Source organism: Microbulbifer agarilyticus (genome assembly GCF_001999945.1).
GTDB classification, from domain to species: Bacteria; Pseudomonadota; Gammaproteobacteria; order Pseudomonadales; family Cellvibrionaceae; genus Microbulbifer; species Microbulbifer agarilyticus_A.
The window spans coordinates 2,303,518-2,330,250 of the sequence record NZ_CP019650.1; the positions used below are offsets into that span (position 1 = coordinate 2,303,518).

The following is a 26,733-nucleotide window of genomic DNA, read 5'->3' on the forward strand; positions in this document are numbered from 1 at the left end:
TCAATTACGACTTAGCTTTCCAGCACTTCTGCAACGGATGCACAGAAGTACTCCATATTATTTTGACTCAGGCCGGCAATGCTGATGCGGCTGGAATCCACCATGTAGATCGAGTAATCCTGCTGCAGCTTTTCTACCTGCTCTGGGGTAATTCCCAAAAATGAGAACATGCCCTTTTGCTGCTGAATAAAGTGGAAATCGCCCACAGCGCCCGCCTTTTCCAAGCTCTCGACCAGGCCTGAGCGCAAGCTATTGATGCGCTCGCGCATTTCGGTCAGCTCGGCTTCCCAGTTTGCACGCAAGCCCGCATCAGTCAGGATCGCTTCAACAATTGCGCCACCGTGATTTGGCGGCATGGAATAGTTGCCACGCACCACGTTCAGCAACTGGCTTTGGCCGCGGTCGGCGGAATCCGCATCACGGTAAATGGCCATCGCCATACCCACGCGCTCACGGTACAAACCGAAATTCTTTGAGCAGGATGCCGCGACCAGCATCTCCGGCACGGACTCTGCCATCAGGCGCAGGCCATAGGCGTCCGCGTCCAGGCTATCGCCAAAGCCCTGATAGGCCATATCAATGAATGGAGTGAAGCCCTGCTTCTGGGCCATTTCGGCCAGCACCTGCCACTGTTCACGGCTCAGGTCTGCACCGCAAGGGTTATGACAGCAGGCGTGGAACAGCACCAGCTCACCTTCCCCAACTTGTTTGAGGGTTTCTACCATGGCGTCAAACTTTAGACTGCTGGTAGCCCGATCGTAATAGGGGTAGCTCTTGATTTGCAGGCCCGCATTGCCCAACAGCGGCACATGGTTTGCCCAGGTAGGATCGCTCACCCAAATAGTGGCGTGCTCCTTGGCGCGATTGGCAAACTCCGCGAGTACACGCAGTGCGCCACAACCACCCGGGGTTTGCGCGGAACGAACACGGTTGCCGACCAGCGCGGGGTGACCAGCACCCAGTACAAGCTCTTGCATGGCAGCGTTGAAGCCGGCGGTACCCGCCGGGCCAACATACGCCTTGGTTTCTTCACTGCGCAGCAAACGGGTCTCGGCTTCTTTTACCGCCTGCAGCACCGGAGTGTGCCCTGCTTCATCTTTATAAACACCCACCCCCAGATCGATCTTACGAGGGTTCTCATCGGCCCGGTAAGCCGCCAAAAGGCCCAGAATCGGGTCCGCAGGCAGGCTGCTCAGATGGTCAAACATGGTCACTCCTGGTAATTCTGGACGACACACACGTAACGCGTGCCGATCAATGAAATCTATAGATGGAATTTAAGAATGGCAGACGGAAAGCTGGTCAGTCGATCAGGCCGCGATTGGCCCAATCCTGCGCACGGGTCATCAGCTTTTCAATAATGCTGTCCAGCTGGCCGCGCTCTTCCGCTGAGAGCGAGCCCATGAGGTCGTTCTCGTACTGCTGCGCCAGCGGCACGATGCGGTCGTACACATCACGGCCCAACTGGGAAAGGTTCAGCACCTGGCGGCGACGATCTGCAAGATCTTCGCTGCGGGTGATGTAGTCGTTCTTGATCAGAATGGAAACCGCGCGGCTGATCGCCACCTTGTCCATCGCGGTCTGCTCCACCAGATCCGCTGCGGAAAGGTTTGGAAAACGGCCGAGAATCGCCATCACCCGCCACGCAGGAATGGTGAGATCAAAGCGCGCGCTGTAAGCATCGGCAATGGCGTTACTCACCCGATTGGATAGAACTGACAAGCGATATGGCAGGAACTTTTCCAGCCGCAGATCATCCGGACGCACGGCATCAATAGGGTCGGAAAATTCCGAAGATGAGCTGTTGGAGTTATCGGTGGTCATCGCGGTCTCTGTACCTGCTAAGGATCGGGTTGTACCAAATTTCAAATGTATCTAAAATTGGTTTCAATTGTAACCACTGCTACAGGTTTTTTTGGCAGTGTGTGCGTTTAATGAGCACACAGCGTAGCCACGGGAGCGAAAGATCAAATTTCTTCCAGCTGGGCACGCACGGACTGCCCTGAAAAATCGGCAGCGATTATACGGTGTTTGACGTCATTTTTGTCACGATAGGCGGCGCACCACGCAAATTATTTGCGCAACTGGTCGATAAAAAGGGCAATTCTCTGCCCTGTTGCGCCCCCCCAGACAACCGCATAAGGATTCATAGAGATGGAGCTTCACGGCTATTTTCGTTCCTCCGCCAGCTACCGGGTGCGCATCGCCCTCAACCTCAAGGGGCTCTGCTACCAGTACCACGCGGTGAACCTGCTGAAGGGCGAACAGAAAGAGAGCAAACACCGGCAGCTCAATCCTCAGGGCCTGGTTCCCGCTCTGGTCGATGACGGCAATATATTGACCCAATCCCTGGCGATTCTGGAATGGCTGGATGAGCAGCACCCCTCGCCTGCCCTGCTACCGGCATCCCCACTGGTACGCGCCCGGGTCCGGGCATTGGCGTACAACGTCGCGTGCGATATTCAACCGATCCAAAACCTGCGGGTACTTAAATACCTACAGACCGAACTCGGCGCGAGCGACGAGCAAAAGGTCCAGTGGGTACGCCATTGGATAGGGTTAGGCTTTGATGCGCTGGAAACCCAACTGGCTGCACATCAGGATAAACAGCACTCCCCATTTGCGGGCGGCGATACCCCCGGGCTGTTTGAATGTTGCTTGATTCCACAGATTTACAATGCCGAGCGCTTTGGTGTGGCAGTTTCCGAATACCCGACAATCACCGCTATTGCAGATGCCTGCGCCGCCCTGCCCGCATTCCAGCAGGCACGCCCGGAGAATCAGCCCGACAGTACGCTCTAGCAGCTAAGGGCGATTCATCTAGGGGCGATACATCTAAGGGAGATACATCGGGTACTCGGAAGCGCGCAGCCATTTGGACGCGATCCACTTTTCTCCGGCGAGTACCGGACTCCCACCGTGCAAGCTCTGAAAATCCAGCTTGCCATGCTCACTGATGTACGAAAAGAACAACGCAGCGCCTTTCTGTGGCTGTACCTCCAGCCCGATATTGGGAAATACCGTTGCCCCACCGGACTCGACATCACTCAAGTACATAATCAAGGTGCCGATTCGCTGCCCACCGGTAGCCAGCACCTCCTGATTACCCGGCTTCTCCGGGTCAAAGAAATCATAGTGCGGACGGTATTCGGCGCTCACCGGGTAATGCAGGATCTGCAGCGGCTCCCCATGGGTATCCGGCACCCCCAGCAAACGCGCGATGCGCGCTTCAATATCTGCGATTAGTGGCGTTTCACCGCGGGCAAAATGGGTGCCGCCACTGGTACGGGTGGACTTTAACTCAAACTCACCGTGCTGGGCATTCACCACACGTGAAGGTGTCAGGTGAGACCGAGACATCTCGACTAATGCCTCGCACTCCCAATCCGCAAGAAAGTTAGCGAACAACACAATATTTGGCTGTTTTATGGTGAAACGCACGTCTACTTGCTGCGCCCCGAGGCTTATCTTGCCGGTACCCGCGTTGAATGTGCGAAAGCAGGTATCTGGATTTTGCCTGGACAAAACCGTTGCAGTGCCACCCTTTGCATCAGTGCTGGGTGAGTCGTCGGCTGGGGGATGGGTGTGAAAACATTGCTCGACAGCGTTGGCGATGGCTGGCTGGTAACCCGCCTTGAGGAGCGCATCGACGACCGTCGCGCGCGACTGGCCACCTTTGATGGCTGAACGCATCCATTGCTGGAGCTCGGGTTCAAGCTCTGCAAATTCCATAGGCGATCCCTGCCTACTCGAATTGTGCTCAGGGCTCGGCGCCCGGAGCGAAAGAATCAGCGGCGAGCCGCGACGATCCCTCCTGTCATAGCGGCAAATGCGCCGAGAATACCGACGCCTACCAAGCTATACAGGCTAATACTGTGCTCTGACACACTCGCCAACAGGTCCTGGAGAGGGAACTGCCAACACACGATAGCAGACGCAGTGATCACCGCCGCATACTGATAACGGGTCGCACGGCGCTCATCGCGTTTTGCCGGCACCGGCGGCAAATCCGCCATTACGCGGTCACAGAAGCCCGAATCATCGAGATGGGGCTCGTTAAACTGCAGCTGCTGCGAAAGCCAAGTGTCAAAATCGGGTTCGCCATCCGCCGTGGGATGGGTGCCACTTACAACACCGTTTTTTATCACCATACCTGTTGATCCTCCTCTCTTATGAGAGGAATTGCCCTTCTCGGGTTCCATGGACTGTTTATCGAAATCAGCCACTTACTACCTCCTCCTGCCAGGCCTGAAGCAGAGACTGCAACTTGGCCCGCGCACGGTTAACGTGGGATTTTACCGTGCCCAGCGGCAACTTCATAATGCTAGCAGCTTCTTCATGTGAAAAACCGCGCTGCATACACAAATGCACTGCCTGCCTCTGGGCATCGCTTAACTCCCCCATGGCCGAGTTCAGATCCCTGGCCATACCCAGTTGCTGCGCTTCTTCGACGCTTTCCTGAGCTTGTGCGGAATCCACCGCATCCTGATCGACTACCGGAGCATTCTTACGCTTGTGGCTCATGACCAGATTGTAGGCGATACGGTACAACCAGGTGCTAAACCGGGCATCGCCGCGGAATGCAGGCAGCGCCTTGTAGGCCTTGATAAAAGCCTCCTGCGCCATGTCGTCCGCAAGACCCTGGTCGCCATCACACAGCTGACGAAGCGAGAATCGCAGCTGTGACTGATAGCGACGAACCAGCTGGGCGTAAGCCCGCTGGTCCCCGTCTTCGACGACGCGCCTGATCAGATCCCCATCATCGAGGTTCATGACTGGTTGTCCTTAACCCGCTTGCTGTTGATCGTGCTTCCAGTTGATGTAGCGGGCAACCCCAATAAAGAGTGGGATCAGACCGAGACTACCGACACCGATACCGGCTGAGGCGGAGAGAAAGATGAACACTGCCGCACCCACCGCTATCAGGGTTATGCCTCGATCCTTGTTGTTGGCGTTGGAACTCTCACTGTCCAGCGAATCCAGCAGCTCCGGCGGGATATCGCGACCTTCAGACACCATCCGATTGATGTTCTCCATCACCAGCTGCTTCTTTCTATAGCTGTTGCGGGTAACCAGCCAGACAATCAGGATCGGCGTGCCGAAGACAGCCAGAATAGCCACTACGGGGATCAACCACTCCATCTCCAGACCGCTAGGATGGTACCCCCGGCGAGATTCCTCATGCACTTTAAAAGCTTGTTCGTGCATACGCTCGGCATGCTCTCGCGCTCGTTCAGCACGCTCTCGAATATGCTCGGCACGCTCCAGGTCGGCTTTGATGCCGATTTCGACATTGCGCGGCACAGAATCCAGCGCCTGCTCTACTACCAGGCCTTTCTCGTCGAGGATCCCCTTCTCTTCTAGCTGGCGATAGATACGCTGGGTTACTTCGCCGCCAAAGGCCTCACCGAGGTCAATTTCAACGCTGCCGCTTTCCCCATTTTCATCCCGGGTATGAATGCGCAGAGTACCGTCTTCCTGGCGCAGGATTCGCACCTGCTTGGTGGCCTTCTTCTCCACGGGCTCCACAGGTGCCACCGCGGGCGCCTCGGGCACCGGTGGCGCTGGGGGGGCAGCACCCTCTTCCTGGGCCAGCAGGCTGCCAGAAATACTCATTCCCAGCGTGGCTGTCAGTGCCAGCAGCCAGGCATTCAATCGGCCGCATTTCTTCATTTCATTCGCTCTCATTACTGTTATCTCGCTCTTACTGATCTGAGGCAAAACAAGTAGTCCCTTGCTCAATCCTTCACTGACGACGGCCCTGAATTGACACGCTATCATCAACTGCCGCCAATGGCGTGGGATTGTACCTTTTTTGGGCAACGGGTATCAGGGCTCAACTTCCCGCCGCTGGTATCACCTTGCCCCTAAAGGACGCGGGCACCAGCAGATTTGGATGCAATCCACCAAAAAAATTTAACGGAGCAATGGGAGCAACGAATGCACCAGAGTGATATCACCCCCTCAGACGTCCTTCAGTTCTGGTTTGGCAGCACCGACCTGATGGCTCAACCCGGCAAGGAAGCCCGCACTCGCTGGTTCCAGCGCAGTGACGACTTTGACCGGGAGATCGCGCGTCGCTTCTCATCCACCATCAAACATGCCGTTGATCGACAATTGAGCAGCTGGAATACGTCCCTGGCTGGTCAGCTGGGCTTGATACTGCTCTGCGATCAGTTCCTCCGCAACATCTACCGCGGTTCGGCACAAGCATTCTCCGGGGACCCGCTGGCGCTCGAGATCAGCCAGTCTCTGGCCAATGGGGATCAACTCCGCGAACTGGGGCTACACCAACGGGCAATCGTCGGCATGCCGCTGGAGCACTCGGAGCGCCCGGATATACAGGAACAGTCCGTGAGCTATTTCCAGCAGCTGCAGCAGGACTTTGCCAGCGATAAGTCCGGCGTCTCGCAGGAGGATGCGCAGGCAGCCGAGAGCTACTACCGTTTCGCCCTTGCGCATCAGGACGTGATTGCCCAGTTTGGCCGCTACCCCCATCGCAATCAGGCACTGGGCCGGGAAAGTACTCCAGAGGAGCGGCACTGGTTAGAACAGGGTGGCGGCTTCTAACGGTATCCTGGACGCGCCACTGCGCGTACACTTACGCGCCATGCTATGGATTTGCGGTTGACACTGAATATACATACAGATACTGTACATCCATACATGAACAACACAGAATCATAAATCACGATACCGATACTCACGATATCAAGACCTTAGGAGGCCCAGTATGGCGGTAGTAGCCGTTTGGAAATGTGATAGAGACGGAGCCATGTTCGACAATAAAAAAGATGCCGAAGAACACGACAAGATGCTGGAGCTTGCCGCCAACATCACCGCTCTGATCGAGCGCAATGTTGAAGGTGTATCAGAAGAAGCCAGTGAGGAAATCGGCCTGATGCTGGCGAAGCGCCGCGAAGTGCTGGCAAAAGCCTGTAAGGGCAAGCCGGAAGAGCTGCTGGCTGCGGAAGAAGTGAGCGAACAGCAGGAAGCTGAGACTGCCGAAGAAAACGTTACCCCACTGGCGGTAAACCAGTAATCCCCCCGGACACCAATATTCTGGTTTCCATCCCTGTACTATGCCCGGCTTGCCGGGCTTTTTTTCGCCCGACAAGCCGCCACAGATTCTTGGATTCTCAGAATACCGAGACGATGTTAATCAGCGCCAGAACGACGATAACCACCCAAGTCAACAGGGTGCCCCAAAAACGGCCCTTGTGGTAACCGCCCTTGCCGCCAACCAGGCCTATCGCATGAAGGATGCGCGCAAACACCAGCCCACCACCCAGGCAATGCAGCCAAATGGCAGAAAGGCCATTGATCTCGGCGACCAACAACAGGATCAGAGCCAACGGAATATACTCAATCGCATTAGCATGGGTGCGTATCAGTACATTGCCCAACTTGTCGCCACCATCGCCAATGCCGACTTTGTTGCCGCGGCGAAATTTCACCACATTGAAAGCAAGCGCAAGCACCAGTAACGCACAAAGACCGCTATAAAGCGCGGTAATTTCTACACTCATCATTTTTTATATCCATGTTCTGTACCCGCTTTCGGGTTTAAGTATCGATCCCGTAAACGGGTTGAACGGTTTACCAGAGACTGGGGCTTACCGTCGATCATCACCAGTTCTGCGAACGACGTGATCTCCAGTGGATCCCCACTCCACAATACCAACTCCGCGGTATTACCCGGCGCCAGTACACCGGCATCCATACCAAAGGTTTGCGCAACATTGGCCGTAATCGCGCGCACACCCTCTTCAAACGGCAAGCCGTAAGCCACGGCATTTCCCGCTGCCTGCCGCGAAAGATAGCTATTGTGGGATCCGGCATAACCCGGGCCACTGATCGCGACAGTTACGCCCGCATCATGCAGCAATGCGGCGTTATCCATACGCGCACCCAGTTTTTCGAAGGCATCCGGGGTATTCCCCAGCACATCGACCACAACCGGCACCCGCGCCTTGGCCAATTGATCGGCAACCATCCAGCCCTCGGCAGCACCCACAAGAACCAGTTTGAGCTGATACTTGTTGGCCAGTGCGAGCAATTGCAGGATATCGCTTGCGCGGTCTGCATTGATCATCATCGGTTGCTCGCCGCGCAGCAGCGGCTGCAGTGACTCGAGATCTTCCACCGAGTAATCCAGCTCACGCCACTCACCGCGGCGCACCTGATCCCGGTTTTCCGAATACTCTTTCGCCTGCGCCAGCGCATTCGCGATTTGCGCATACGCCATGGCGCGACTGCCGCCGGCCAGTTCCGCACCGTATTCACCGAAGTAAGCGCGCTGTACCAAGTTGGGCTTGGTCACACTGTCGAAGTCACCGGTCAACTTGATCGCAAAGCCCTGCCCCGCGAAAACTTTTTCACTGCTGTAAGGCAGCACCACCGCGCGCGTCAGGCCACCGGCCCGGTTAAACGGAATCAGTGTGGAACGCGGGTTAAATGCCACCACCGGATCAAAACCGGCACCGATAGACTGCTCTTCGATTGCCCCATCGTTAGTGGAGGCCGCAGCGCCGATTTCCGTCAGCCCGAGCTCACTGCTCGGCGCAATCAAGCCTGGCGTGACCACCTTGCCGCGGCCGTCGATCACCAGGTCAGCGGAAATATCACCCAAATCTTCGGCAATCTGCGCAATTTGCCCGTCGCGCACCAACAGGTCACCGCTCTCAAGGGTTCCCTGTTCTCCCAGCGTAACGATCTGCGCATCTTTAATAAGGATGGTTTCAGCGCTTGCTGTACCGACCAGGCATACAAGGCCGAATAGAGAAGCTTTGAGCTTGGTTTTCACATTGATTGAGATACGCATTACTGCTGCCCTCCTTCCGGCAAGCGCTCGCCTTCCGCATCCAGAATCCCCAGTTCAAAATCTGTGTGCGGCTGTCGCGCGGAGTCTGTGCGGTCGTACATCAGTACACCGTCGATAAACACCTTGTCTGCCTTGGAGTACACGCTAAACGGATTGCCAGACCACACCACTACGTCTGCCATCTTGCCTTTTTCCAGGGTGCCGGTGACTTCTTCAATACCCAGTGCTTTTGCCGGGTTGCTGGTCATCCAGGCGACCGCGTGACGCGGCTCGATATGAAAGCCCGCGCGTTGCCCTGCGACCATGGCTTTTGCAGTTTCTTCGTTGAGATGCTGGATACCAACCGCAGAATCCGAGTGAATCATGGCGCAAGCCTTTGCCTGATCCACGATTGCGATATTGGCTTCAGTCATATCAAAGGCTTCGTGCTTGAAGCCCCACCAGTCCGCCCACATAGCGGCACACACATTGTTTTCCGCCAGCAGGTCCGCCACCTTATAGGCCTCTACCGCGTGATGGAAAGTGGAAATCTGGAAATCGTAGTCGCGCGCGATATCCATCATGATGGTCATTTCTTCGCCGCGATAGCAGTGGTTGTGCACCAGAATATCGCCATTCAGGACGCCGGCAAGGGTCTCGAGCTGGAGGTCACGCTCGGGTTCATCGCCGCCATTCTTATGGAAGTTTTCCCACTTCTCTTTATACGCGGCAGCCTCTGTCCACGCTTTACGGTATCCGGCGACGTTACCCATGCGGGTAGAAGGCAAGGTGCCCTTGCCACCGTAAACCCGTTTGGGGTTCTCACCACAGGCCATTTTCAAACCGTAAGGGGCGCCCGGGAACTTCATATCCTGAACGCTGCGGCCAGGTACGTTCTTCAAAGTCACTGCGCGGCCACCGAACAGGTTCGCCGAGCCAGGCAAGATCTGCAGCGTGGTTACCCCGCCCGCAAGCGCCAGGGGAAATTGCGGATCTTGCGTCCACACGGAATGCTCAGCCCATACCTGCGCGGTATTCGGTGAGGTCATTTCGTTACCGTCCTGGGAAGATTCAATAGACGGCGCCGGGTAGTCACCCAGATGGGAATGCACGTCGATGATGCCCGGCGTTACCCACTTACCCGCACCTTCGACAACTAGGCCCTTCTTCGGCACTTTCAGGTCCTTGCCGACCTTGGCAATCTTGCCATCCTCGAGCAGCACATCTGAATTGAGTAGTTTTTCACCGGTTCCGGTCAAAACCGTTGCACCGCGAATTAGCACCGGCGCACTCTCTTGCGGAATATAAGTACTAGGGAAGTCACCCTGACGGGCGAAATCCGGCCCATCCGCGGCTTTTTTATCCTCACCGCCACAGGCAACCAATGTGGAAACCAGCAGTCCTCCACATACGGCAACACACAGCCGCTCTATTCCTTTAACCGATTCTGAAAATAATCGCATTCCGCTTCCTATCCCCCCAATTGTTATTAGGAAACCTTTCTCAATACTGTCGGATTCAACACCAATACCATGCTATCGGCAATACGGGATTGTACGACTGCCCAAAATTGCCGGTTTACTAGACAATTTGTACAAGCCGTGTTGGAATTTGGACGTGTGATACAGGAGCTTTCCCATACCGCAGGAAGGGCGGATGAATACTAATAACAAAACAGGGACCAGACCGGAGAGTGCCGCGGCTGATGATGTCGATTTGCCTCAGTCCTCCGAGGAGATGTACGAAGCCCTGCGCAAAAGCGAAGAGCGCTATCGAGAACTCGTCGAACACGCAAACTCCATCATCCTCCGTTGGGACCGCAACGGGGTAATCACCTTCTTTAACGAGTTCGCGCAGCGGTTCTTTGGTTACTCCGAAGAAGAAATCATCGGCAGGCACGTGGTTGGGACAATCGTCCCCGAAAATGAAAGTACGGGCCGCGACCTTCGTCCGCTTATGGACCATATCTGCAACAACCCCGATGAACACCGCTATAACATTAACGAAAACATTACCAAAGGCGGGGACCGGGTCTGGGTAGCCTGGACCAACAAACTGCTCACCAACGACAACGATGAGCCCATTGGGGTTCTGAGTATTGGCAGTGATATCACCAAACAGCGACTGCTCGAAGAGGAATTACGGCAGGCACAGAAAATGCAGGCCATCGGTGAGTTGGCTGGGGGCATTGCCCACGACTTTAACAACATGGTGCACGGTATCGCGGGCTTTGCCGAAGTCATCCATCAGACAAGCTTCGACGCCAAGATTTCTGAGTATGCCAATCAGATTTTAAACACTGCCCATCATGCCGCAGAGCTCACCGACCAACTGCTGACCTTCGCCCGCAAGGGCTCCTATCAAATCAATGAGTGCAATACCCACGACATCGTGCGCGACGTATGTGCGATGCTGAAACGCACGATTGATCGCCGCATTGAAATCCGCCAGGACCTGCGCGCGAATTCCCCCCACATCAAGGGCGACTCTGCGCTACTGAAAAGTGCCTTGCTGAACTTGGGCATTAATGCCAAGGACGCAATGCTTTCCGGTGGCGAACTCGTGTTCACCACCAGCGATATGACGGTGGAAAACCCCCTGTCCATCTCGGACTTCCAGCTTGAACCGGGGCAGTACTTACGCATCAACGTCAGTGATACCGGTACAGGAATGGCGGAAGAAATCCGCCAACGAATATTCGAACCCTTCTTCACTACCAAGGCCAGCGGCCGCGGCGCCGGGCTTGGGCTCGCGGCCGTTTACGGCACCATTCATTTGCACAAGGGCGCCATTCGGTGCCACTCGGAGCTGGGCGAAGGTACCTGTTTTGACCTTTTTCTGCCGATTATTACAGACAAGGTAGATCGCAAAAGCACCGAAAAGCCGGTGCCCTGTGGGAAACCCATTCACATTATGCTGGTGGATGATGAAGCCATTGTGCGGAATTATTCAAAGACCCTGTTTGAAATGCATGACCACAAGGTAACGACATTCGCCTCAGCGCCGGAAGCCATCGGGTACTATACGCGTAATTTCGCTGCGGTTGATTTGGTACTGCTGGATATGATCATGCCGGATATGGACGGGCAGCAACTCTTCGCCGAACTCAAACAGATTAATCCGACGATTAAGGCAATTCTATCTACCGGTTACAGCGTGGAAAGTAAGGTTCAGGAACTTCTGGCAGACGGCATTCTGGACTGTATCAAGAAGCCATTTACCTACGAGCAGCTGGAGCAGCGCATTGCCCTGCTCTTCAGCGACGATCAAAAGTCACCCGAGCTAGTTAGTAATGAACAATCTTTATGATTTTTTCTCCGTTATCGCACTCGCCGATAATCTCGGGTTTGGAGATAAGTGATCCAGCCTGGACAACCACATTCGAAGGGTAGGAAACGAAGCAGGCCAAATTGAAGTTGACCGCCCAATTACAGCGGATAATGCCATCGTCTTCTTCGTAGAAGCGCTCCTGACAAAAACTGAGATACGGGCTCTGCCCTCCCCCCGGCTGCCCCTGACCAACCGATTCCTTGTCATCGTCGGCATTCGCCGCAAGTGAACCCAGCCCAGCAAACATCGCACACGATATTGCCAAACTACTCATGGACACCTTATAGCTGCGCCCCATAGGCAACCCTCTCGGCCATTTACCAAATCGACAACAGATACGACCCTTCCACACTTTCGTGGGGAACTGAGTTTAAGCGTAGCAGCTCTGGCGGGCTTTTCATTAGACCGACACAGACATACACTCGGCATCGCACAGTGAGCGCTGATGACCAAAAAGTCGATACAACGCCTGATATGATGCCCAAACGCCCAAATATGACTCAGCCATGACTACACCCAGCCCCCAGACACCCTCAACATGCCCCTGCGGTTCAGGTAAAACTTTCGCCCAGTGTTGTGACCTTTTCCTATCCGGGAAAACCTACCCAAACAACGCAGAAGCTCTGATGCGCAGTCGCTACAGCGCTTATGTGACCGGTAACCTGCCGTACCTCAAAAAGAGCTGGCACCCGGACACTTACCCGGAGCTCAGCGAGCAGGATCTACAAACAAAGTGGCTGCGATTGGAAATTATTAAGGCTAAAAAGGGACTAAAGAAATCGATAGTCGAATTTAAAGCCTGGTTTGAAGATGAAGGCATGGAGCATGCTTTGCACGAAATATCGCTGTTCAAGCTGTACAAAAAGCGCTGGGTATATGTGGAACCAATGGACAGTTGGAACTGACAGAACGAAGCGCTATCTTCTACAGCGGCCTTGCGCCCGCCGCAGCACTCGGCAACCTATACTCCCTGTAATCGCACATTCCGGTATTTCCCTTCCCGATGACGCCCGAACTGATTTTCGAAGACGATCACCTGATTGCCGCCTATAAACCGGAGGGATGGCTGGTGCACCGTTCGGATATCGATAAGCACGAAGATCGCATCCTGCTGCAATACCTGCGTGATCTGGTAGGCCAGCACCTCTACCCGGTACACCGGTTGGACAAACCAACCTCCGGGGTCATCGTCTTTGGCAAGAGCGGAGACGCTGCGGCAAAGCTGCAAGCACAGCTGGACAGCGATACTTCCGTTAAGCAGTACATTACGGTGTGCCGCGGGTTTTGCCCCGAACAGGGCATTATCGACCATCCGCTGCCCCCGGTTGCGGACTTTAAACACCAGCGCAAACGGCCGAAGAGCGAACTACCTCGCCAGGAAGCCATCACCCATTTCAAACGTCTTGATACGGTAGAACTACCATTTGCCGTCGATCGCTACCCAAGCAGTCGCTACTCTCTGGTGCAGGTTGAACTAGTTACCGGACGCCGCCATCAGATCCGCCGACATTTCAAACATCTGTCCCACCCGCTAATTGGCTGCCCGAAATACGGCAAATCCACCCACAACCGTTTTTTTGCAGAGCAACTGCATTGTGCGCGACTGCTGTTACACGCTTATCGGCTGTCGATACAACACCCGGTTCTAGAGGAAAGACTGGAGTTAGTCGCCCCACCTCGAGGCTGTTTTATGTCGCTCATCGAACAATTTGACTGGCGACTGCCTGCCGGCTAACTTTCTATTTCGCGCTTTGGAACCCTCTTACGTCTACCAACTCGCCATCCAAAATGGCCGCCTTAACACCATTGGTATCGGCCAGTAGAAAGGTCGCATTTCGCCGTCTACCGGGCAGCTCACCTTGTAACCGCTGGGGGTTTAACACCACAGGCAGCTGAGTCTCTTTGACTAGCGATGCTTCGTCCCCTTCAAAGTAGGCGACGCCTTCGCGGAGCAGCGCCATGTAGCGCTCATCCGTCAGTTCAATTGGTGCTCCCGCATCCAGTACAAATGCCTTAGGCATCTGGTACCAAGCGCCGCTCGCATCGTAATCCAGGAATCCAGTTAAATTCGACAAATCACCCACATCCACAACCGAGATCTGCCCGTACCGTTTGCGAACTGCCAAATCTGTACGATAAGCGAGATCACCCTCCCCGACTCGCACGTTGCGAATCTTGAGGTCGACTAACGCATCGTCTTTATTCAGCGGAATAGCGTCATAAGTCGCGCGCGAAGCGGACAAATAGGATCCGGATGCGATGCTATCGATAGCCGTTACCAGCATTGCAAAGTTCATGTGCCGCGCAACTTGTCGATTGGGATCACCCGGATGCGCGCCTGATTCAATCAAGATGGTGCTGATCCCCATCTCGGAGAAAGTATCGCCGAAAGCGCGCCAGGCATAGGTGTCGTCATAGCGGCCAATATTGGCACCAATGGCAGGCTGGATTTTATCGACCATGACACTGATCAGCTGCATCGCGTTCCCGCGACTCTCGTTAATATCGCGTTGCGTATTGAATGCGGGTGCCAATACCGAGATTGTCGCTGCCTCACCGCTATCGCCCACGCCGTAGTAGCCGCCTTGATCGTGAAGATTAAAACCGAAGTGCGGTCTGAAGTCCCTCGTCAGTTGCATCAGCAGCCGCCCCTCGGGCGACTGCAGCGCTTTAGCATCGCGGTTGATATCAAAGCTCTGCGCATTGTGCCGTGAGTTGCGCTCGGCACCATCGGGATTCAGCATTGGCACGATCAGCAAGCTGAGCTTGTCCATCCACTGGTCACGCCATGCAGCCTGCTCTGGTGCAGTAATGTAATTCAACAGGTCGAACAGTGCGGGCGTTGCCGTCGGTTCGTCGCCATGCATCTGCGACCACAGCATGACCCTGGTCGCCCCCCTGCCAAGTGCAACACTGTATAGCGGCCGCTTTTCGTAAGACTCGCCGACTTGCTCTACCGTGAGCAATGGCTTCTGCCGAAGTCCTTCAATCAGCGGCAGTATGTCTGACTGGCGAATCACAGGCTGATCTAGCCCAGGGATCTTATATTTTTGATAGGTATCCATATCGATCACGCTCTCAGCCCACGCGGTATCTTCGTCACCGTCGACATCCGCAACTGGTTCCTTCTTGCTACACCCGGAAACAACGATGCCAGCCAACACCAGCGACATACCCATCAATCGCCAAAGCCGAGTATTTATGTATCTTGCCAACCTTAAAGAACTACCCATGTTACCCCCCCCAAAAAAACCATCGTTTATACGTATCGCTATCGCTGCCTGTCGCCATCAGCCGCTTCCGGCCACCAACCGATCGTTACCGGCCGTTCGTTAGTAAACCCGGTGTAATCACGACGTAAATCAAACGTTTGTGTGTTGTATGGGCGCCGGATAATAAGCGCGTCGTGCAGGCACCACCCGGCACCTTCTACACATCCGGAATCAACTTCCAATGAGAGATATTGAAATATGCTTGGGTATTGGCCTGCCAGTGCCAGCATATCCGCGCTATTAGACGAGTGACTTCCGGTCACGACATCTTTCGCCGCCACTGCCAGCCCCTGCTCAAGCAACTCCAAGGCAGGCGAACCAAGGGCCAAATCGCCCCCGGGAAGGCCTTCGCCGGATCCCCCATCAAGGTTTATGTAGGTAACGGCATTCAAAAAGCGAGTTCGCAGTACCGAATCTCTGGCCACCTGGTTTAGCCACTGATGTGCTGGAAAACTGCCGCTGGAATGTGCGACAAGCACAATTCGCTGTATTGATTGATCTCTGCGCAGCCGGGCGACACTGGGCGCGACCGGTAACTCTCGCTCTTCATAGAAAACGCTACGCGGCCCGGCAAACACCCAGGCTAGGCTAACCGCTCTGGCTGCAGGCTGCTGAAGTAATGCCGAGCCCCAGTGCTCCGCCCATTCACGCTCAACCGAATAGCCGGGAAATAGAACGAGCAAAATGCCTTTTTCCCCGGAATCCCTCTCTGCTTGCGACCAGAGCGCTTCCAGCGCCTGCCAATCCGAACCTTGCACTAGCGACTCATGATCGGAGCCTTCCGCAGCGAGCTGCGCGGTCGGAACTAACATTGCACAAAGCAGCATGGTTAGCCACATTCGACTCATAACAATCCACCTCCTTCCTCTGACCTTTAGTCCCTCAGATTTACGGTATCCGCAATGACCGGGAAAATCACAAAGGTCGCTAAGGCCCATAAGCTGGGGTAAGGTAATCACAGGTCGCGCGGCAATGGAAACCACCACCTATCACTAGCGCCGATAGATGATGTCCGCGTATGAGGCTAGGCAAATCACCTCGGGGATACCGGGGCAATTCACCAGAGTTGAGAACTATGAAACACCTGCTGCTTTTCGCTTTCCTGTTTGTTGCCGTACCAGCCTGGGCGGAGAAATTTGGGCTAGTGCTCCACGGCGGGGCTGGCACCATCACCCGCGCCAAACTCACGGACAAACAGGAGGCCGATATTCGCGCAAAGCTCGCGGAAGCCCGGGATGCAGGCTACAAGGTGCTGGAAAATGGTGGCTCATCCATAGAGGCCGTCACCACTGCCATCATCATTCTGGAAGATTCTCCCCTGTTTAACGCCGGTAAAGGCGCTGTGTACACCTATGATGGCCAGCACGAGTTGGATGCTTCGATAATGGACGGCAGCAATCGCAATGCCGGTGCCGTCGCAGGGGTAAAAACGGTCAGAAACCCGATCCTGGCTGCTCAGGCCGTTATGACCCAGTCTGACCATGTCATGCTGGCAGGTTCTGGGGCTGACGCCTTCGCTCGCCACGTGCAGTTGCCGCAAGTGAAAAACAGCTATTTCGATACGGAATTCCGCCTCCAGCAACTGGAGAAAGCGAAGCAGAAAATGGAGGCGGAAGGCACCTCCTTCAATGTTAAGAATAGCGACTATAAATACGGCACCGTAGGTGTAGCCGCGCTCGACAAGAATGGCAACCTCGCTGCCGGTACCTCCACCGGTGGAATGACCGCAAAACGCTGGGGCCGTGTGGGTGACTCCCCCATCATTGGCGCCGGCACCTGGGCTGATAACAATAGCTGTGCCGTTTCCGCCACCGGTCACGGGGAATACTTTATCCGTTACCACGTTGCTGCAGATATCTGTAGCAGGAAGCTCTACCGCGACCAACCGTTGACCACCGCTGCACGCGAAGTGATCCACGACATTTTACTTCCCGCAGGCGGTACCGGCGGTATCGTTGCAATGGACCGGGACGGCAATATCGCAATGGAATTCAATACCGAGGGTATGTACCGTGCATGGCGCCTGTCGGACAACACCTCAGGTGTGGCGATTTACAATGACGAGATGAAATCTCCCTGAACAACCTGCAAGTGTCGACAACGGGTTACGCGTATCGTAACCCATTCGATCAAATCGTCGCACTGCAGGCCCTTACAATAAGCTCTAAGACGGCTAAACGTTGCAGTCTGTCGCGCCTTTCGTCGCCCTCTTTGACGCCGCAACCTTGAATTGATTTTCGTCAATGTATACGTCAAGTGGCTCTCTAGTATCACTATAAACACCAAGGGCAAGCTGTCTCGTGCCTAGTGGGTGAAAACACAATTCAATTGGAGGCAGTTATGAAAATTCTCATTTTAGGTATGGGCCATGTTGGACGAGCGCTTGGAAGCAGCTTGCGTGCACAGGGACACCAGGTAATCGGCACCACCACAACCCCCGAAAAAATTGATGAATTAAAGCAATTTGCCGACGATGTGGCGGTATTAAAGGGGCACGAAGCAGACAAGGTCGCACTTGCCGCTACAGGGTGCGATGCAATCATTGTTACTGTTGCACCCAACGTTAAAAATACCCGTACGCTCGACGAGCGTCACCGTCACTACCACCAAACTCTGGTCGAAACCTGTCAGAATGCGGCGAGCAACTGTAAGCGACTGATATTCCTGTCTTCATTTTCGGTGTACGGCGATGGCGGTGACGGCAGCGATGTAATTACCGAACAAACCCCAACTGGTAACCATGAGGAGCCCTCTTCTCGCTACTATCAGGAAGCGGAGCAAGCCATTCTTACTCGCAGCGATGGCTGTGTATTACGCTTCCCGGATATGTACGGTGCCCCTGGTGATCTGTCCTTTCCCCAGCGAGTAAAACTCGCCCATAGCTATTTTGATGGAAAGGCGATATTTGGTGCGGATGCGCTACTCTATGCAATTCATTTTGAAGATGTGGTATCGGCGGTCACGCACGTGGTAGCGACAGGACTGAAAGGTATTTACAACGTCTGTGACAATGAACGGATACCAGCCACAAATAAAACCGTGTTTGACGCAATTTGTGAAGCAGAGGAACTATCGCCACTCGAATTTACCGGGCACATCAAGGCACCCACACGCAAGATTTCTGCCGCCCGGATCTACTCTACCGGCTATCGCGTGAAGCATGGTGACCCTAATGCACACTATATCGCTAACGTGGAAACCCAAGCATAAACACGTCTTTCAATGACTTGGATACCCGCTGCGGCGCTCTACAGCGCCGCGCCCCCAACCCTTCGACTCTAATCAAAGCATCGTTGCCTGCTCAATTCTCTGGGTCAGTTCCTCACCAAACAGCATGACGACCTTATCCCGGTCTGGATCAGCTTCAATAATGGCCTGCATAATGCGCTCGCGACGCACCTTGCGCACGAGCGTCTCCGCTGGCGTATTCTTTTTCGGGTTCGCGCATATATCTAGCCAATCCGCAAGATACGCTTGTGCATAGCGGGAAAAATCCGCTAAGTGCTCGGGGGTAACACCGTAGGCAAGCAGAAAATACGGAGAACAACAAGCTCGCATATGCGCCATTCGCGAGGCCTCAATTGTCTCGATCGGTTTATCAAATCGAGCCTCGCGATACACACTCTCAACTCTGCGATAGCGTCTCTTAAAGTAATCAAGGTTCATCATTACATCGAGGTCAGGATAGAGATCAATCGATATTTGGCTACCCTTTGGGTTAAGCATTCCTTCAAAACTGAATCGAGGTATATTCAGCTCCGGGCTCGGAATCACATGGATATTGAAGTATCGCATTCCAGGCATCATCGTTAATGACATAAATGCTGCCTTCTCGATCAGCCCGCCATCATGCGTGTACACCCGGGCAAACCCCATTTCCGTTCCCTGCAAATTCTTTAGTACTGCAAGATCTGAAAATTCGTCACTCAGTCGTAGTCCCAGCGCAGACACGATCTGCCCTTCAAAACCCGTTGCAAATTCGTCAATCACTCGAGTCTCAGCACCAGCTTCCACCATATCCATAATGAAATCCTTTAAATTGTGACCTGATACAAACGAAAAAGGGGTGCCCAAAGGGCACCCATATACTTCAAGCAGCCTCTATTTGCTAGACAACAACACTAGCAAATTCTTTCTCCTAATTGCGCACGGGAGGTGGGTAGGCACTGGGACCCGGAGAAGGCTCCGCACCGTCAACCCACTCCCCGAACAAACCACCTGCGAGGAAATTCTTACCATCACTGGTACACCAGCGCTCGACTTCTTCAACATTCAAAGGCGCACCGAAGGGGAAGCCGTAGACCTTGTCACGGGTATGGATAAAGCCCTGGCGACAGGTACCTACCGCAGGCATTACCGCCTGAGGACCAAACTGGAAGTTCACGTGTTGTGGTTCCAGAACGTCGGGGCATAGCTGCTCACCATAAGGTCTGCCCGCACCAAGGAACACGGACTGGAAAGGCGTGACGTCAGGGATACCATCACCGGTAATATCACCGTCGAAGGACGATACTTCGCAGGCATCACGCGAGTAGCTCTCAGAACACGCTACAAAAGTACTGGCCAGGCTGGCATCCTCTGGATTATCCAGATTCGGATAGAATCCAGCGTGCACGCAAGCACCGGCTTCGTAGGTGATTTGCTCAATCGATGGGTCTACCAGGAAGGCATTAATGTAACCATTGGCATTGGGGGTACCCAGATCTGACTTCTGCAACGCACACCCGGGTTCGCCGACACCACATGCGGTCTGAATAAACACATCCGCCATGGAAACAGATTTAATCTCTGCCAAAGTATCCGCGTCGTCTGCATAGTAGAGCTCATACCAGAATCGGTCAGCGCTACGCTTCAGGTTAAATTCGCGGGCAATCATGCGTGCCATGGTAGATGGCAACGGTGAACCCTCAACCTTATCTTCCGCCAACAAGCCAAGTAGGCCCTCGACGTTATACACCTTGCGGTAACGTGCGCGAAGCTCTTCAGCCACTTCAAGGTCCGAAGTGATTTCCAGGAAGCATTCAATAGGATCGTCCGGGTAGAGCAAGTGCCATACACGGCAGCCGTCGTCGTCACCACTCTTCTGGTAGATCGTCTTACCAAGATACGTTCCACGCAGGCGGTTAAAGTCGGGAACCCCCACCTCACGCGCAGAACGGATATCAATTGCCGCCAAATCAATGCCCGCGTTAATCATACTTTGCGCAGCAACGACGTCCCGGACACTGTCTTCATAAATAAGGTCAATGTTAGCGGTAATCGTTCGGCTCATGGAGCGAATAACGTTGGCGATTCCCATACCCTGAGTACTGTGCAACGCAACGTGGTTCGCCACCGTAAACGGTGGATTTGGACCACTCTGAGAAAGACCCGGCACATTCTGGGTTCCAAACTCAGGGATAAAGCTCCGGTTTACCACATCAACAAACTCTGCCACTGGCGGAGCCTGGGGATCCGAATAATCAAGCACCACGTGTGGCGCGATGACATTCTGACCATTTTCATCGTAAATCAAGAACTCTTTCGGTACAGAGCTATGGGCATAGCGGAAGGCAGAGTTCCACATATTGGTATTACTATCCGGATTTACATCATCGGCATAACCCGTGTATTCGCCAATCAAGCTATCAAACTGAGAACCGAATAGCGCAGGCAGGTATTCATCAAATAAAATATGTTGATAAACACCGACCACAAAGCGACGAGTTTTCTGGAACAGGAACTCGTCAGCCACATCCGGCGCCATACCGGCAATATCACCGGAATACCTGAGTGCCATCTGGTCCGCAACACGATTGTGATAGCGGTGGAATGCTAGGTGGAAAGTCAACAGTTGAAGATTTTCTGAAGCCCGGTCATCCCCGGAAAGAAACTCGTCTTGAGGATTAAATGCCCGGGTCGGATCATTTGGACGCGGATGTGCAGGAATTTTTTCTGCAGTAGGCAAGAACTCATAGAGGTCCGCCTTCAGCTCCGGGTTGGGACGATACAAAACAGTTTTTGCATCTTCGCCAACATAATCATACGTCGCAAGCTTACCACCACCAACGGGGATACGCGGCCCGTATGGATCCTGAGGGTTCGCTTTGGAACGCAAGTCCGCGTTTATCGCAGCCGAATCGCCGTAGATTTGCGATAAATCCAGCCAGCTATTGATCCGGTTACGAATCTCCTTACGGCCATCGTGCACTTCATAGATCGCGTCAGGATGCACAATTACTGGACTAGACACCGACCCGGTGAATGGCAACAGCGGGTTGCGCGAGAACATGATACGCGCGATCTCGTTTTCGGGCGCATCAGGGTACAAAACGGGGATACCCGGTACACCGTTGCTATCAATATAGTCCTGCGCCATTTCAATGGAGATGTCCCGCGTTGGAATCTTGCTGGCACACGGTACGAACTGGAAGAATTCATCAAATTGCGGCAGGCACTTTGATGGGTCATTCGGGTGGACACCCAACCATTGGTAGATATCCGCCGTGGTAGGGTTTTGAGGGTCAGTGCCAAAAATCAAGCGCGGAATCGTATCGGTATAGTAAGGATGTGAGAATCGATCGCGATCGATCTTTGACGTATCATGGGTAACAAATTGCCCCATCCACAAAACGTTATGGGACAGTAGTGAGTCACTATTCAGCGACACACCAGTTTTGTTGGCCATCAAGTGGTTACTGATCTCGCGCTCATTAATCGCGTCTGGACTCAGCTCCTTTTCTTCGATCCACGGAGAAATACCATCTTCCGCATATTCGCTCCCTTCCCTTCCGTGTGTGTACAGACGGTCCGCAGCCCCCCACTCAGTCTCAGCCAGGTTATTGCAGGTCCCGTCGTAAGACTGGACGGCGCTGGCATCACAGCTTCCCCCCGTATTACCTGACACCGAGTACGCATAGGCACTGACTACAGCTGCGATCCCGGCGACTACTAATGATTTACTCATTATTCTCATAGCAGACTCCAAAATTTTTATGCCGAATCCAGCCCGCAATTTCGCGCACTGAAATCCATTGAGATCACCAGACCACAGCAATAGCAAGACACACCTCTGGTGACTTGAAAGTCAATACAATTGACTTCGAAGTCACTATAGGTGGTAAGATTGCAGCAAGAAATGACATTTATCAAAAGATATTTTCCCAGGTAGAGTAGCGCGCCACCCTGTCAACAATGAGATATTGACCACAAAATGAATGTGGAATAAAACACGTATGAAAGGCAATGCGGCACCGATTCAAAGAACAAAACTAAATTGATTTAGCGTTATGACTAGAGAATCCGATAATCCGACCCTCACAAAGCCCAAGCGCACCAGAAAGAAAGCGCCTGCTCCCCGGCGCGAGAGCACAAAGCGCAACCGCCCAGCAACCGAACAATTATTAATCGACACCTGTGAACGATTATTGGTGCGTGACGGCCCCGATGGAATCGGCGTAAACAGTGTGGTTGAAGAGGCCGGTGTGGGTAAGGAGCTCATTTATCGCTACTTTGGCGGCCTGCCCGGCCTGGTCAAGGCATGGATTGAGCGCAGTGCAAACTGGCCTACGGCGGAAGAGCTCATTGGCGGAGATATCTCAGCTTTTGCGGAACTGTCGGTTAAGGAACAGTTTAGGCTGGTACAACACAACTACATTGCGGCATTGCGTGAAAGGCCCGTCATCACGCGAATAATGGCCAGCGAGTTGATGCACCCAAGTGAAATCACTGTCATCCTGGAGGATGCCAGTGATCGTATCGCCAGAGAATTAACTGAAATTTTTCGCGAAATCAGTACAGACCACCAAGAGGACCTGGTTTCCCTGGCTCTTGTTTTCTATTGCATGACCAACTACTTGTGCATGCGAGAGGTCTCCAGTCCCAACTGCTTTGGGATGGATCTGACTAAAAACGCCAGTTGGAAACGAGTCGCCAAGGTTACCGATATGCTGGTTGACCGGTTTCTCGATGAATAGGCTCTGACCTACTAAACCGCCTAATAGGAAATCTGGTACGCACGACCAATAGACTTTTCATCCTGTACCAGCTGCAAAAGAGCTCGTGCAGTATCACCCGTGGATACTTTCCAGCGGATTCGTTTTCCGGTAGGACTTCCCTGCCAGATCTGGTATGGCCGAGCTACATCTTTACCTAGCAGTTGTGGGGGGCGAAGAATCGTCCAATCCAGATCGGATTGTTTTACTAATGTCTCTTGCACTTCTTTGTCACGTAGTACGTAGGGCAGGATAAACCGGGTAACCAGAGCGACAACCCAATTACCCTGCCCACGACTTTCCCCAACCCCCAAAGATGAGAGCATCAGCAATCGCCTCAACCCCTTCTCTTTCATCGCACGAATAATATTCTCGGTACCATCCGCCAGCGGAGTTTCATTCGTTTTATGAAAAATACCAAGTGTCAGTACGACCGCATCATGCGTATCCTGAAACGCCTGCTCGACACTTTTCATATCGTGAATATCAACATACACTTTGTGCAACCTCTGATGCTCTATATCAATAGCAGCGAGATTGCGTGCACACGCGGTTATGAAATACCCGCTATCCAGGGCCTGCCTTACAAAGTGCTGCCCTGTCCGTCCGGACGCCCCAAAAACGATGAGTTTCCGCGCATCCTTACCTATTTCTTCTTCAAGCTTATCCATCGCTCTTTACCACATATAGAAAAGCCAGGGGGCAGAACCGCAGCACTTCGCAGCTCGCCCTCCTGGCATAGTGGATTTAGAAGTCGTAGCTAACGGTGGCTCCGTATGACGGCCCCATACCGGTAGCGATAATCATCTTGTTAAACTGACTCAAGACGAAAACACCACCGACGTACTCTTCGTCAAGAACGTTTTTACCCCAAATATTGAACCGCCAGTTTTCCGGTGCAGCGAGAGAAACATTGGCGTTGGTTATCGCTCTGTCGCCGGTGTGCGCCAAATTGAGCGGGGTCACATACTGTTTCGACTGATAGTTAGTGTCTAAACGGGCCAGTAACGACCAGCCATTAAACACTTCCGCCTGATAGTTAATACCAACGCTACCCTGCCACTCGGAGGTACGCGCCAACTGATTCCCACCCACGTCGGGGTCACCACAGGGAACTGCCTGATCAGGCGTAACCATAATCGGCTGGAGGCATCCGCTGTTGATGAAGCGCGCACCCTCCTCATACTCCACACCATCATCATATTCAGGATTTGCCCACGCCATGGTGAAGTCGGTACTCCAGCTGTCACCGAGCAACCAGCGGCCATCGATCTCAAAGCCTATTGACTCTGCGTCTCCCGTGTTGGCAATTAGGATGGTATCCCCTACGGTTCCGGTAGTTGGCGCCTGCGACGTCTGCAAGTCTTCCCAATCAATCATGTAGAGTGCGGCATTCAGCTGGAATGCACCATTCAGGAAGGTATTCTTGCTGCCGAGTTCATACGTCCAGTTTTGCTCCTCATCGTATGTAAGCTTGGCCACATCATTAGTGTTATTAAACCCACCAGATTTAACCCCCATTGCAGCCGAGGCATAAACAAAGTGATCCGGGTCTACCTGATACTCTGCGGTCAAACGAGGGGTAAAGTAATGGAAGGTCTCCTGGTCTTCTGGAATGACAACACCAGAAAACGGCAGGCTTGCAGGCACACCGAAGCCATCGGTTAAGCGTCTAATACCTTTGTCTTCTTCGGTATAACGCATCTCCGCGCGCAGGGTCAGGCTCTCAGTTGGTGAGTACGCAGCCTCTGCGAACAGGGCGAACACATTGTCATCGAACAAAGTATGCTTGGACTCAGCGCCATGCCACATTCCCAGACGCTGCGAAACCGGGTCAGGCGCCCCCATAAGCGGCGATCCGACACTTCCATCCGCCGGCAGACTACAAGCTGCCTGGCCCGATATTCCATAATCGTAGCCAGCGTTAAATGTCGAGCAGAGCGGCATGTACAGCGTCAGGTCATAGCTCTCATCGTCGATACTGCTGTAATAGACACCGGCTCCGCCTTCCCATGTCTCCCCTTCGAAATTCAGACGCAACTCGTGCGAGTCACTTTCCAGGGTAGAAATCGGGCGACCGCTAAAGCTGTTGGTGTACGCGATCTGTGGTACGACCTGCATACCTCCACCGGGTACAGGGAACATCAATGTATCCCAGGTTGTGCCAACACCGGTGAGCGGATCTCGGTCTGCCGAACCACCATTAGTTAGTGAATCACTGCCTGTTCGGCCATAGAGATATGAAAGGGAAACACTATCGCTAAAGTCGTAATTCAGGGCGAGGCTGGCAACATCAGTTTCCGCTACTGCCCCGATAGAACGAGGGTCGACGGTAATTGCATTGTGGCCGGTGTCATCGGGCGCAAATGGAGCCAGCACGTTATCTGTAGCGGTCGTGGGTGCAGTAGGCACCTCTCCACACCACCAGCTATTTGCTGTCATTGGGAACCCGAGGAACGACATACGGGTTACCGGATTACAATTCATATCACTATAGGCAGTGAAGCCCCAAGCATTATTCGCGATGCCAGACATCACATAATATGGCTGAGACTCGCGCTCAATTTCGGCGCGATAATAATCAAGTTTTACTTCCAGATTTTCCGATGGGCGTAATGCCAATGCGATGGAAATCGTCTGATCTTCCCAGCCCCCGAGCTTGCCATTGGTATGCGGACCGGGCACATCAGCGTCCGCAAATGGATGCGCATTCCGTGTATGACCATCGTAAGTCGAATCGGCAATATTGATCTTGCCATATAGTAAATCTTCGATAATCGGCCCACTGACAAGTGCCTTTATATCCCGGCGCTCATCGGAACCTGCGGTTACTGAGACACTTGCCTCCAGGGAATCCGTGGCAGGGCTAGTAATGTAGTTCACCGCACCAGCGAACGCGTTGCGGCCGTACATTGCGCTCTGCGGCCCCTTAACCACCTCAACACGCTCCATATCGACAAGGCCGAAATTCATCATGCTTTGTCGCTGCAAATGAACACCGTTCAAGAAGAAGGCAACGTTTTGCGTCCGCGCAGTTGTGAAGGTTTGAGCCATCCCCCGAATTACGGCATTCCCGTTTGTACCGCTGGTGGAGAACCCTTCATAGGTGAAGCCAGAAGTAGCCGCAGCAATGTCTTCAAGACCCGAGTAGGCCCTTTGCTGGATTTCTTCCGATGTTACTGGCGAGATGGAAATTGGAACCTCTTGCAGGCTCTCACTCCGACGGCGGGCAGTAACGACGACTTCTTCGATACCCTCTACGGATTCGCTCGTTGACTGAGCGAGAATTTCGACCGGTGCAATGCTCACAGCTACCGCGGCAGCCAGTGCATGTTTCTTAAAGCTATACATCCCA

At 53.6% G+C, this 26,733-nt stretch carries 25 protein-coding genes and 1 pseudogene; 10 read left to right on the top strand and 16 right to left on the bottom strand.

Features of this window, described 5'->3' with window-relative positions; all coding sequences use genetic code 11:
• Window positions 1-11: 11 nt before the first annotated feature.
• Window positions 12-1,208 carry an aromatic amino acid transaminase gene (locus Mag101_RS09400; RefSeq protein ID WP_077403938.1) on the bottom strand — a complete coding sequence of 399 codons (1,197 nt, stop codon included), beginning with the start codon at window positions 1,206-1,208 and terminating at the stop codon, window positions 12-14.
• Window positions 1,209-1,302: 94 nt separating this feature from the next.
• Window positions 1,303-1,824: a MarR family winged helix-turn-helix transcriptional regulator gene (locus Mag101_RS09405; RefSeq protein WP_077403941.1), complete on the bottom strand. Its 522-nt coding sequence runs from the start codon at window positions 1,822-1,824 to the stop codon at window positions 1,303-1,305.
• A gap of 330 nt (window positions 1,825-2,154) precedes the next feature.
• On the opposite strand from Mag101_RS09405, the gene maiA reads away from it, so the two are divergent.
• Entirely contained in the window at window positions 2,155-2,802 is a 648-nt protein-coding gene (gene maiA / locus Mag101_RS09410) for a maleylacetoacetate isomerase (protein WP_077403944.1), read from the top strand.
• 33 nt (window positions 2,803-2,835) lie between these two features.
• Here maiA and Mag101_RS09415 read toward each other — a convergent pair whose 3' ends face one another.
• From Mag101_RS09415 to Mag101_RS09430, 4 genes are all read right to left on the bottom strand, one after another.
• Entirely contained in the window at window positions 2,836-3,360 is a 525-nt protein-coding gene (locus Mag101_RS09415; protein ID WP_232324972.1) for a 2OG-Fe(II) oxygenase, read from the bottom strand.
• A gap of 428 nt (window positions 3,361-3,788) precedes the next feature.
• Window positions 3,789-4,151, bottom strand: coding sequence for a hypothetical protein (locus tag Mag101_RS09420; protein WP_232324973.1), 363 nt, complete (start codon window positions 4,149-4,151; stop codon window positions 3,789-3,791).
• Window positions 4,152-4,218: 67 nt separating this feature from the next.
• Window positions 4,219-4,773 carry a sigma-70 family RNA polymerase sigma factor gene (locus Mag101_RS09425; protein ID WP_077403953.1) on the bottom strand — a complete coding sequence of 185 codons (555 nt, stop codon included), beginning with the start codon at window positions 4,771-4,773 and terminating at the stop codon, window positions 4,219-4,221.
• 12 nt (window positions 4,774-4,785) lie between these two features.
• Entirely contained in the window at window positions 4,786-5,673 is an 888-nt protein-coding gene (locus Mag101_RS09430) for a DUF6249 domain-containing protein (protein ID WP_232324974.1), read from the bottom strand.
• Between the two features lie 267 nt (window positions 5,674-5,940).
• On the opposite strand from Mag101_RS09430, the gene Mag101_RS09435 reads away from it, so the two are divergent.
• The gene (locus tag Mag101_RS09435; RefSeq protein ID WP_077403956.1) at window positions 5,941-6,570 is read left to right on the top strand and encodes a DUF924 family protein; all 630 of its coding nucleotides are present in this window, start codon (window positions 5,941-5,943) and stop codon (window positions 6,568-6,570) included.
• 163 nt (window positions 6,571-6,733) lie between these two features.
• Window positions 6,734-7,042 carry a YebG family protein gene (locus Mag101_RS09440; protein ID WP_029249748.1) on the top strand — a complete coding sequence of 103 codons (309 nt, stop codon included), beginning with the start codon at window positions 6,734-6,736 and terminating at the stop codon, window positions 7,040-7,042.
• A gap of 97 nt (window positions 7,043-7,139) precedes the next feature.
• Here Mag101_RS09440 and Mag101_RS09445 read toward each other — a convergent pair whose 3' ends face one another.
• From Mag101_RS09445 to Mag101_RS09455, 3 genes are read right to left on the bottom strand one after another with little or no spacing between them, the layout of a single operon-like run.
• Complete coding sequence (locus Mag101_RS09445) at window positions 7,140-7,532, bottom strand: MAPEG family protein (protein ID WP_232324975.1); 393 nt, start codon at window positions 7,530-7,532, stop codon at window positions 7,140-7,142.
• Window positions 7,529-8,824, bottom strand: a complete 1,296-nt coding sequence (locus Mag101_RS09450; protein WP_077403959.1) for an amidohydrolase family protein — start codon at window positions 8,822-8,824, stop codon at window positions 7,529-7,531. The genes Mag101_RS09445 and Mag101_RS09450 overlap by 4 nt, the downstream gene beginning before the upstream one ends.
• On the bottom strand, window positions 8,824-10,266 hold the full coding sequence (locus tag Mag101_RS09455; protein WP_077403962.1) for an amidohydrolase: 1,443 nt from the start codon (window positions 10,264-10,266) through the stop codon (window positions 8,824-8,826). Before Mag101_RS09455 ends, Mag101_RS09450 begins: the two co-directional genes overlap by 1 nt.
• A gap of 193 nt (window positions 10,267-10,459) precedes the next feature.
• Here Mag101_RS09455 and Mag101_RS09460 point away from each other — a divergent pair, with 193 nt between their 5' ends.
• Window positions 10,460-12,112, top strand: coding sequence for a hybrid sensor histidine kinase/response regulator (locus tag Mag101_RS09460; protein ID WP_077403965.1), 1,653 nt, complete (start codon window positions 10,460-10,462; stop codon window positions 12,110-12,112).
• On the opposite strand, the gene Mag101_RS09465 is transcribed toward Mag101_RS09460, so the two are convergent.
• The gene (locus Mag101_RS09465) at window positions 12,090-12,431 is read right to left on the bottom strand and encodes a hypothetical protein (RefSeq protein WP_077403968.1); all 342 of its coding nucleotides are present in this window, start codon (window positions 12,429-12,431) and stop codon (window positions 12,090-12,092) included. The two genes, Mag101_RS09460 and Mag101_RS09465, sit on opposite strands and share 23 nt — an antisense overlap.
• Before the next feature lie 208 nt (window positions 12,432-12,639).
• Here Mag101_RS09465 and Mag101_RS18140 point away from each other — a divergent pair.
• From Mag101_RS18140 to Mag101_RS09475, 3 genes and pseudogenes are all read left to right on the top strand, one after another.
• Window positions 12,640-12,693: pseudogene (locus Mag101_RS18140) on the top strand (hypothetical protein); the annotation flags it as partial.
• Between the two features lie 66 nt (window positions 12,694-12,759).
• Entirely contained in the window at window positions 12,760-13,038 is a 279-nt protein-coding gene (locus Mag101_RS09470) for a YchJ family protein (protein ID WP_232325208.1), read from the top strand.
• A 98-nt stretch (window positions 13,039-13,136) separates the two neighbouring features.
• Window positions 13,137-13,868: a pseudouridine synthase gene (locus Mag101_RS09475; RefSeq protein ID WP_077403974.1), complete on the top strand. Its 732-nt coding sequence runs from the start codon at window positions 13,137-13,139 to the stop codon at window positions 13,866-13,868.
• A gap of 4 nt (window positions 13,869-13,872) precedes the next feature.
• Here the strand turns inward: Mag101_RS09475 and Mag101_RS09480 are convergent, their stop codons facing one another.
• Both Mag101_RS09480 and Mag101_RS09485 read right to left on the bottom strand, forming a co-directional pair.
• Entirely contained in the window at window positions 13,873-15,306 is a 1,434-nt protein-coding gene (locus tag Mag101_RS09480) for a M14 family metallopeptidase (RefSeq protein WP_198039955.1), read from the bottom strand.
• A gap of 98 nt (window positions 15,307-15,404) precedes the next feature.
• Window positions 15,405-16,253, bottom strand: coding sequence for a hypothetical protein (locus tag Mag101_RS09485; protein ID WP_077403981.1), 849 nt, complete (start codon window positions 16,251-16,253; stop codon window positions 15,405-15,407).
• A gap of 227 nt (window positions 16,254-16,480) precedes the next feature.
• On the opposite strand from Mag101_RS09485, the gene Mag101_RS09490 reads away from it, so the two are divergent.
• Both Mag101_RS09490 and Mag101_RS09495 read left to right on the top strand, forming a co-directional pair.
• On the top strand, window positions 16,481-17,485 hold the full coding sequence (locus Mag101_RS09490; protein ID WP_077403984.1) for an isoaspartyl peptidase/L-asparaginase family protein: 1,005 nt from the start codon (window positions 16,481-16,483) through the stop codon (window positions 17,483-17,485).
• 260 nt (window positions 17,486-17,745) lie between these two features.
• On the top strand, window positions 17,746-18,615 hold the full coding sequence (locus tag Mag101_RS09495; RefSeq protein WP_077403987.1) for an NAD-dependent epimerase/dehydratase family protein: 870 nt from the start codon (window positions 17,746-17,748) through the stop codon (window positions 18,613-18,615).
• Window positions 18,616-18,687: 72 nt separating this feature from the next.
• On the opposite strand, the gene Mag101_RS09500 is transcribed toward Mag101_RS09495, so the two are convergent.
• Complete coding sequence (locus Mag101_RS09500; protein WP_077403990.1) at window positions 18,688-19,428, bottom strand: hypothetical protein; 741 nt, start codon at window positions 19,426-19,428, stop codon at window positions 18,688-18,690.
• Window positions 19,429-19,543: 115 nt separating this feature from the next.
• Entirely contained in the window at window positions 19,544-22,351 is a 2,808-nt protein-coding gene (locus Mag101_RS09505) for a peroxidase family protein (protein WP_198039956.1), read from the bottom strand.
• Between the two features lie 322 nt (window positions 22,352-22,673).
• Here Mag101_RS09505 and Mag101_RS09510 point away from each other — a divergent pair, with 322 nt between their 5' ends.
• Window positions 22,674-23,360 (top strand): TetR/AcrR family transcriptional regulator, encoded by a 687-nt coding sequence (locus Mag101_RS09510; protein ID WP_077403995.1) that lies wholly within the window; start codon window positions 22,674-22,676, stop codon window positions 23,358-23,360.
• Window positions 23,361-23,380: 20 nt separating this feature from the next.
• Here the strand turns inward: Mag101_RS09510 and Mag101_RS09515 are convergent, their stop codons facing one another.
• The gene (locus tag Mag101_RS09515) at window positions 23,381-24,049 is read right to left on the bottom strand and encodes an NAD(P)-dependent oxidoreductase (RefSeq protein WP_077403998.1); all 669 of its coding nucleotides are present in this window, start codon (window positions 24,047-24,049) and stop codon (window positions 23,381-23,383) included.
• A 76-nt stretch (window positions 24,050-24,125) separates the two neighbouring features.
• A complete protein-coding gene (locus Mag101_RS09520; RefSeq protein ID WP_077404001.1) occupies window positions 24,126-26,729 on the bottom strand; it encodes a TonB-dependent receptor in 2,604 nt (867 codons plus the stop codon).
• Window positions 26,730-26,733 lie beyond the last annotated feature (4 nt).

Excerpts from the sequence above, each read along its gene's own strand:
- Mag101_RS09400 (WP_077403938.1), bottom strand. The coding sequence starts at position 1,208 with ATGTTTGACCATCTGAGCAGCCTGCCTGCGGACCCGATTCTGGGCCTT.
- Mag101_RS09405 (WP_077403941.1), bottom strand. The coding sequence starts at position 1,824 with ATGACCACCGATAACTCCAACAGCTCATCTTCGGAATTTTCCGACCCT.
- maiA (WP_077403944.1), top strand. The coding sequence starts at position 2,155 with ATGGAGCTTCACGGCTATTTTCGTTCCTCCGCCAGCTACCGGGTGCGC.
- Mag101_RS09415 (WP_232324972.1), bottom strand. The coding sequence starts at position 3,360 with ATGTCTCGGTCTCACCTGACACCTTCACGTGTGGTGAATGCCCAGCAC.
- Mag101_RS09420 (WP_232324973.1), bottom strand. The coding sequence starts at position 4,151 with ATGGTGATAAAAAACGGTGTTGTAAGTGGCACCCATCCCACGGCGGAT.
- Mag101_RS09425 (WP_077403953.1), bottom strand. The coding sequence starts at position 4,773 with ATGAACCTCGATGATGGGGATCTGATCAGGCGCGTCGTCGAAGACGGG.
- Mag101_RS09430 (WP_232324974.1), bottom strand. The coding sequence starts at position 5,673 with ATGAAGAAATGCGGCCGATTGAATGCCTGGCTGCTGGCACTGACAGCC.
- Mag101_RS09435 (WP_077403956.1), top strand. The coding sequence starts at position 5,941 with ATGCACCAGAGTGATATCACCCCCTCAGACGTCCTTCAGTTCTGGTTT.
- Mag101_RS09440 (WP_029249748.1), top strand. The coding sequence starts at position 6,734 with ATGGCGGTAGTAGCCGTTTGGAAATGTGATAGAGACGGAGCCATGTTC.
- Mag101_RS09445 (WP_232324975.1), bottom strand. The coding sequence starts at position 7,532 with ATGATGAGTGTAGAAATTACCGCGCTTTATAGCGGTCTTTGTGCGTTA.
- Mag101_RS09450 (WP_077403959.1), bottom strand. The coding sequence starts at position 8,824 with ATGCGTATCTCAATCAATGTGAAAACCAAGCTCAAAGCTTCTCTATTC.
- Mag101_RS09455 (WP_077403962.1), bottom strand. The coding sequence starts at position 10,266 with ATGCGATTATTTTCAGAATCGGTTAAAGGAATAGAGCGGCTGTGTGTT.
- Mag101_RS09460 (WP_077403965.1), top strand. The coding sequence starts at position 10,460 with ATGAATACTAATAACAAAACAGGGACCAGACCGGAGAGTGCCGCGGCT.
- Mag101_RS09465 (WP_077403968.1), bottom strand. The coding sequence starts at position 12,431 with ATGGGGCGCAGCTATAAGGTGTCCATGAGTAGTTTGGCAATATCGTGT.
- Mag101_RS09470 (WP_232325208.1), top strand. The coding sequence starts at position 12,760 with ATGCGCAGTCGCTACAGCGCTTATGTGACCGGTAACCTGCCGTACCTC.
- Mag101_RS09475 (WP_077403974.1), top strand. The coding sequence starts at position 13,137 with ATGACGCCCGAACTGATTTTCGAAGACGATCACCTGATTGCCGCCTAT.
- Mag101_RS09480 (WP_198039955.1), bottom strand. The coding sequence starts at position 15,306 with ATGTCGCTGGTGTTGGCTGGCATCGTTGTTTCCGGGTGTAGCAAGAAG.
- Mag101_RS09485 (WP_077403981.1), bottom strand. The coding sequence starts at position 16,253 with ATGAGTCGAATGTGGCTAACCATGCTGCTTTGTGCAATGTTAGTTCCG.
- Mag101_RS09490 (WP_077403984.1), top strand. The coding sequence starts at position 16,481 with ATGAAACACCTGCTGCTTTTCGCTTTCCTGTTTGTTGCCGTACCAGCC.
- Mag101_RS09495 (WP_077403987.1), top strand. The coding sequence starts at position 17,746 with ATGAAAATTCTCATTTTAGGTATGGGCCATGTTGGACGAGCGCTTGGA.
- Mag101_RS09500 (WP_077403990.1), bottom strand. The coding sequence starts at position 19,428 with ATGGATATGGTGGAAGCTGGTGCTGAGACTCGAGTGATTGACGAATTT.
- Mag101_RS09505 (WP_198039956.1), bottom strand. The coding sequence starts at position 22,351 with ATGAGTAAATCATTAGTAGTCGCCGGGATCGCAGCTGTAGTCAGTGCC.
- Mag101_RS09510 (WP_077403995.1), top strand. The coding sequence starts at position 22,674 with ATGACTAGAGAATCCGATAATCCGACCCTCACAAAGCCCAAGCGCACC.
- Mag101_RS09515 (WP_077403998.1), bottom strand. The coding sequence starts at position 24,049 with ATGGATAAGCTTGAAGAAGAAATAGGTAAGGATGCGCGGAAACTCATC.
- Mag101_RS09520 (WP_077404001.1), bottom strand. The coding sequence starts at position 26,729 with ATGTATAGCTTTAAGAAACATGCACTGGCTGCCGCGGTAGCTGTGAGC.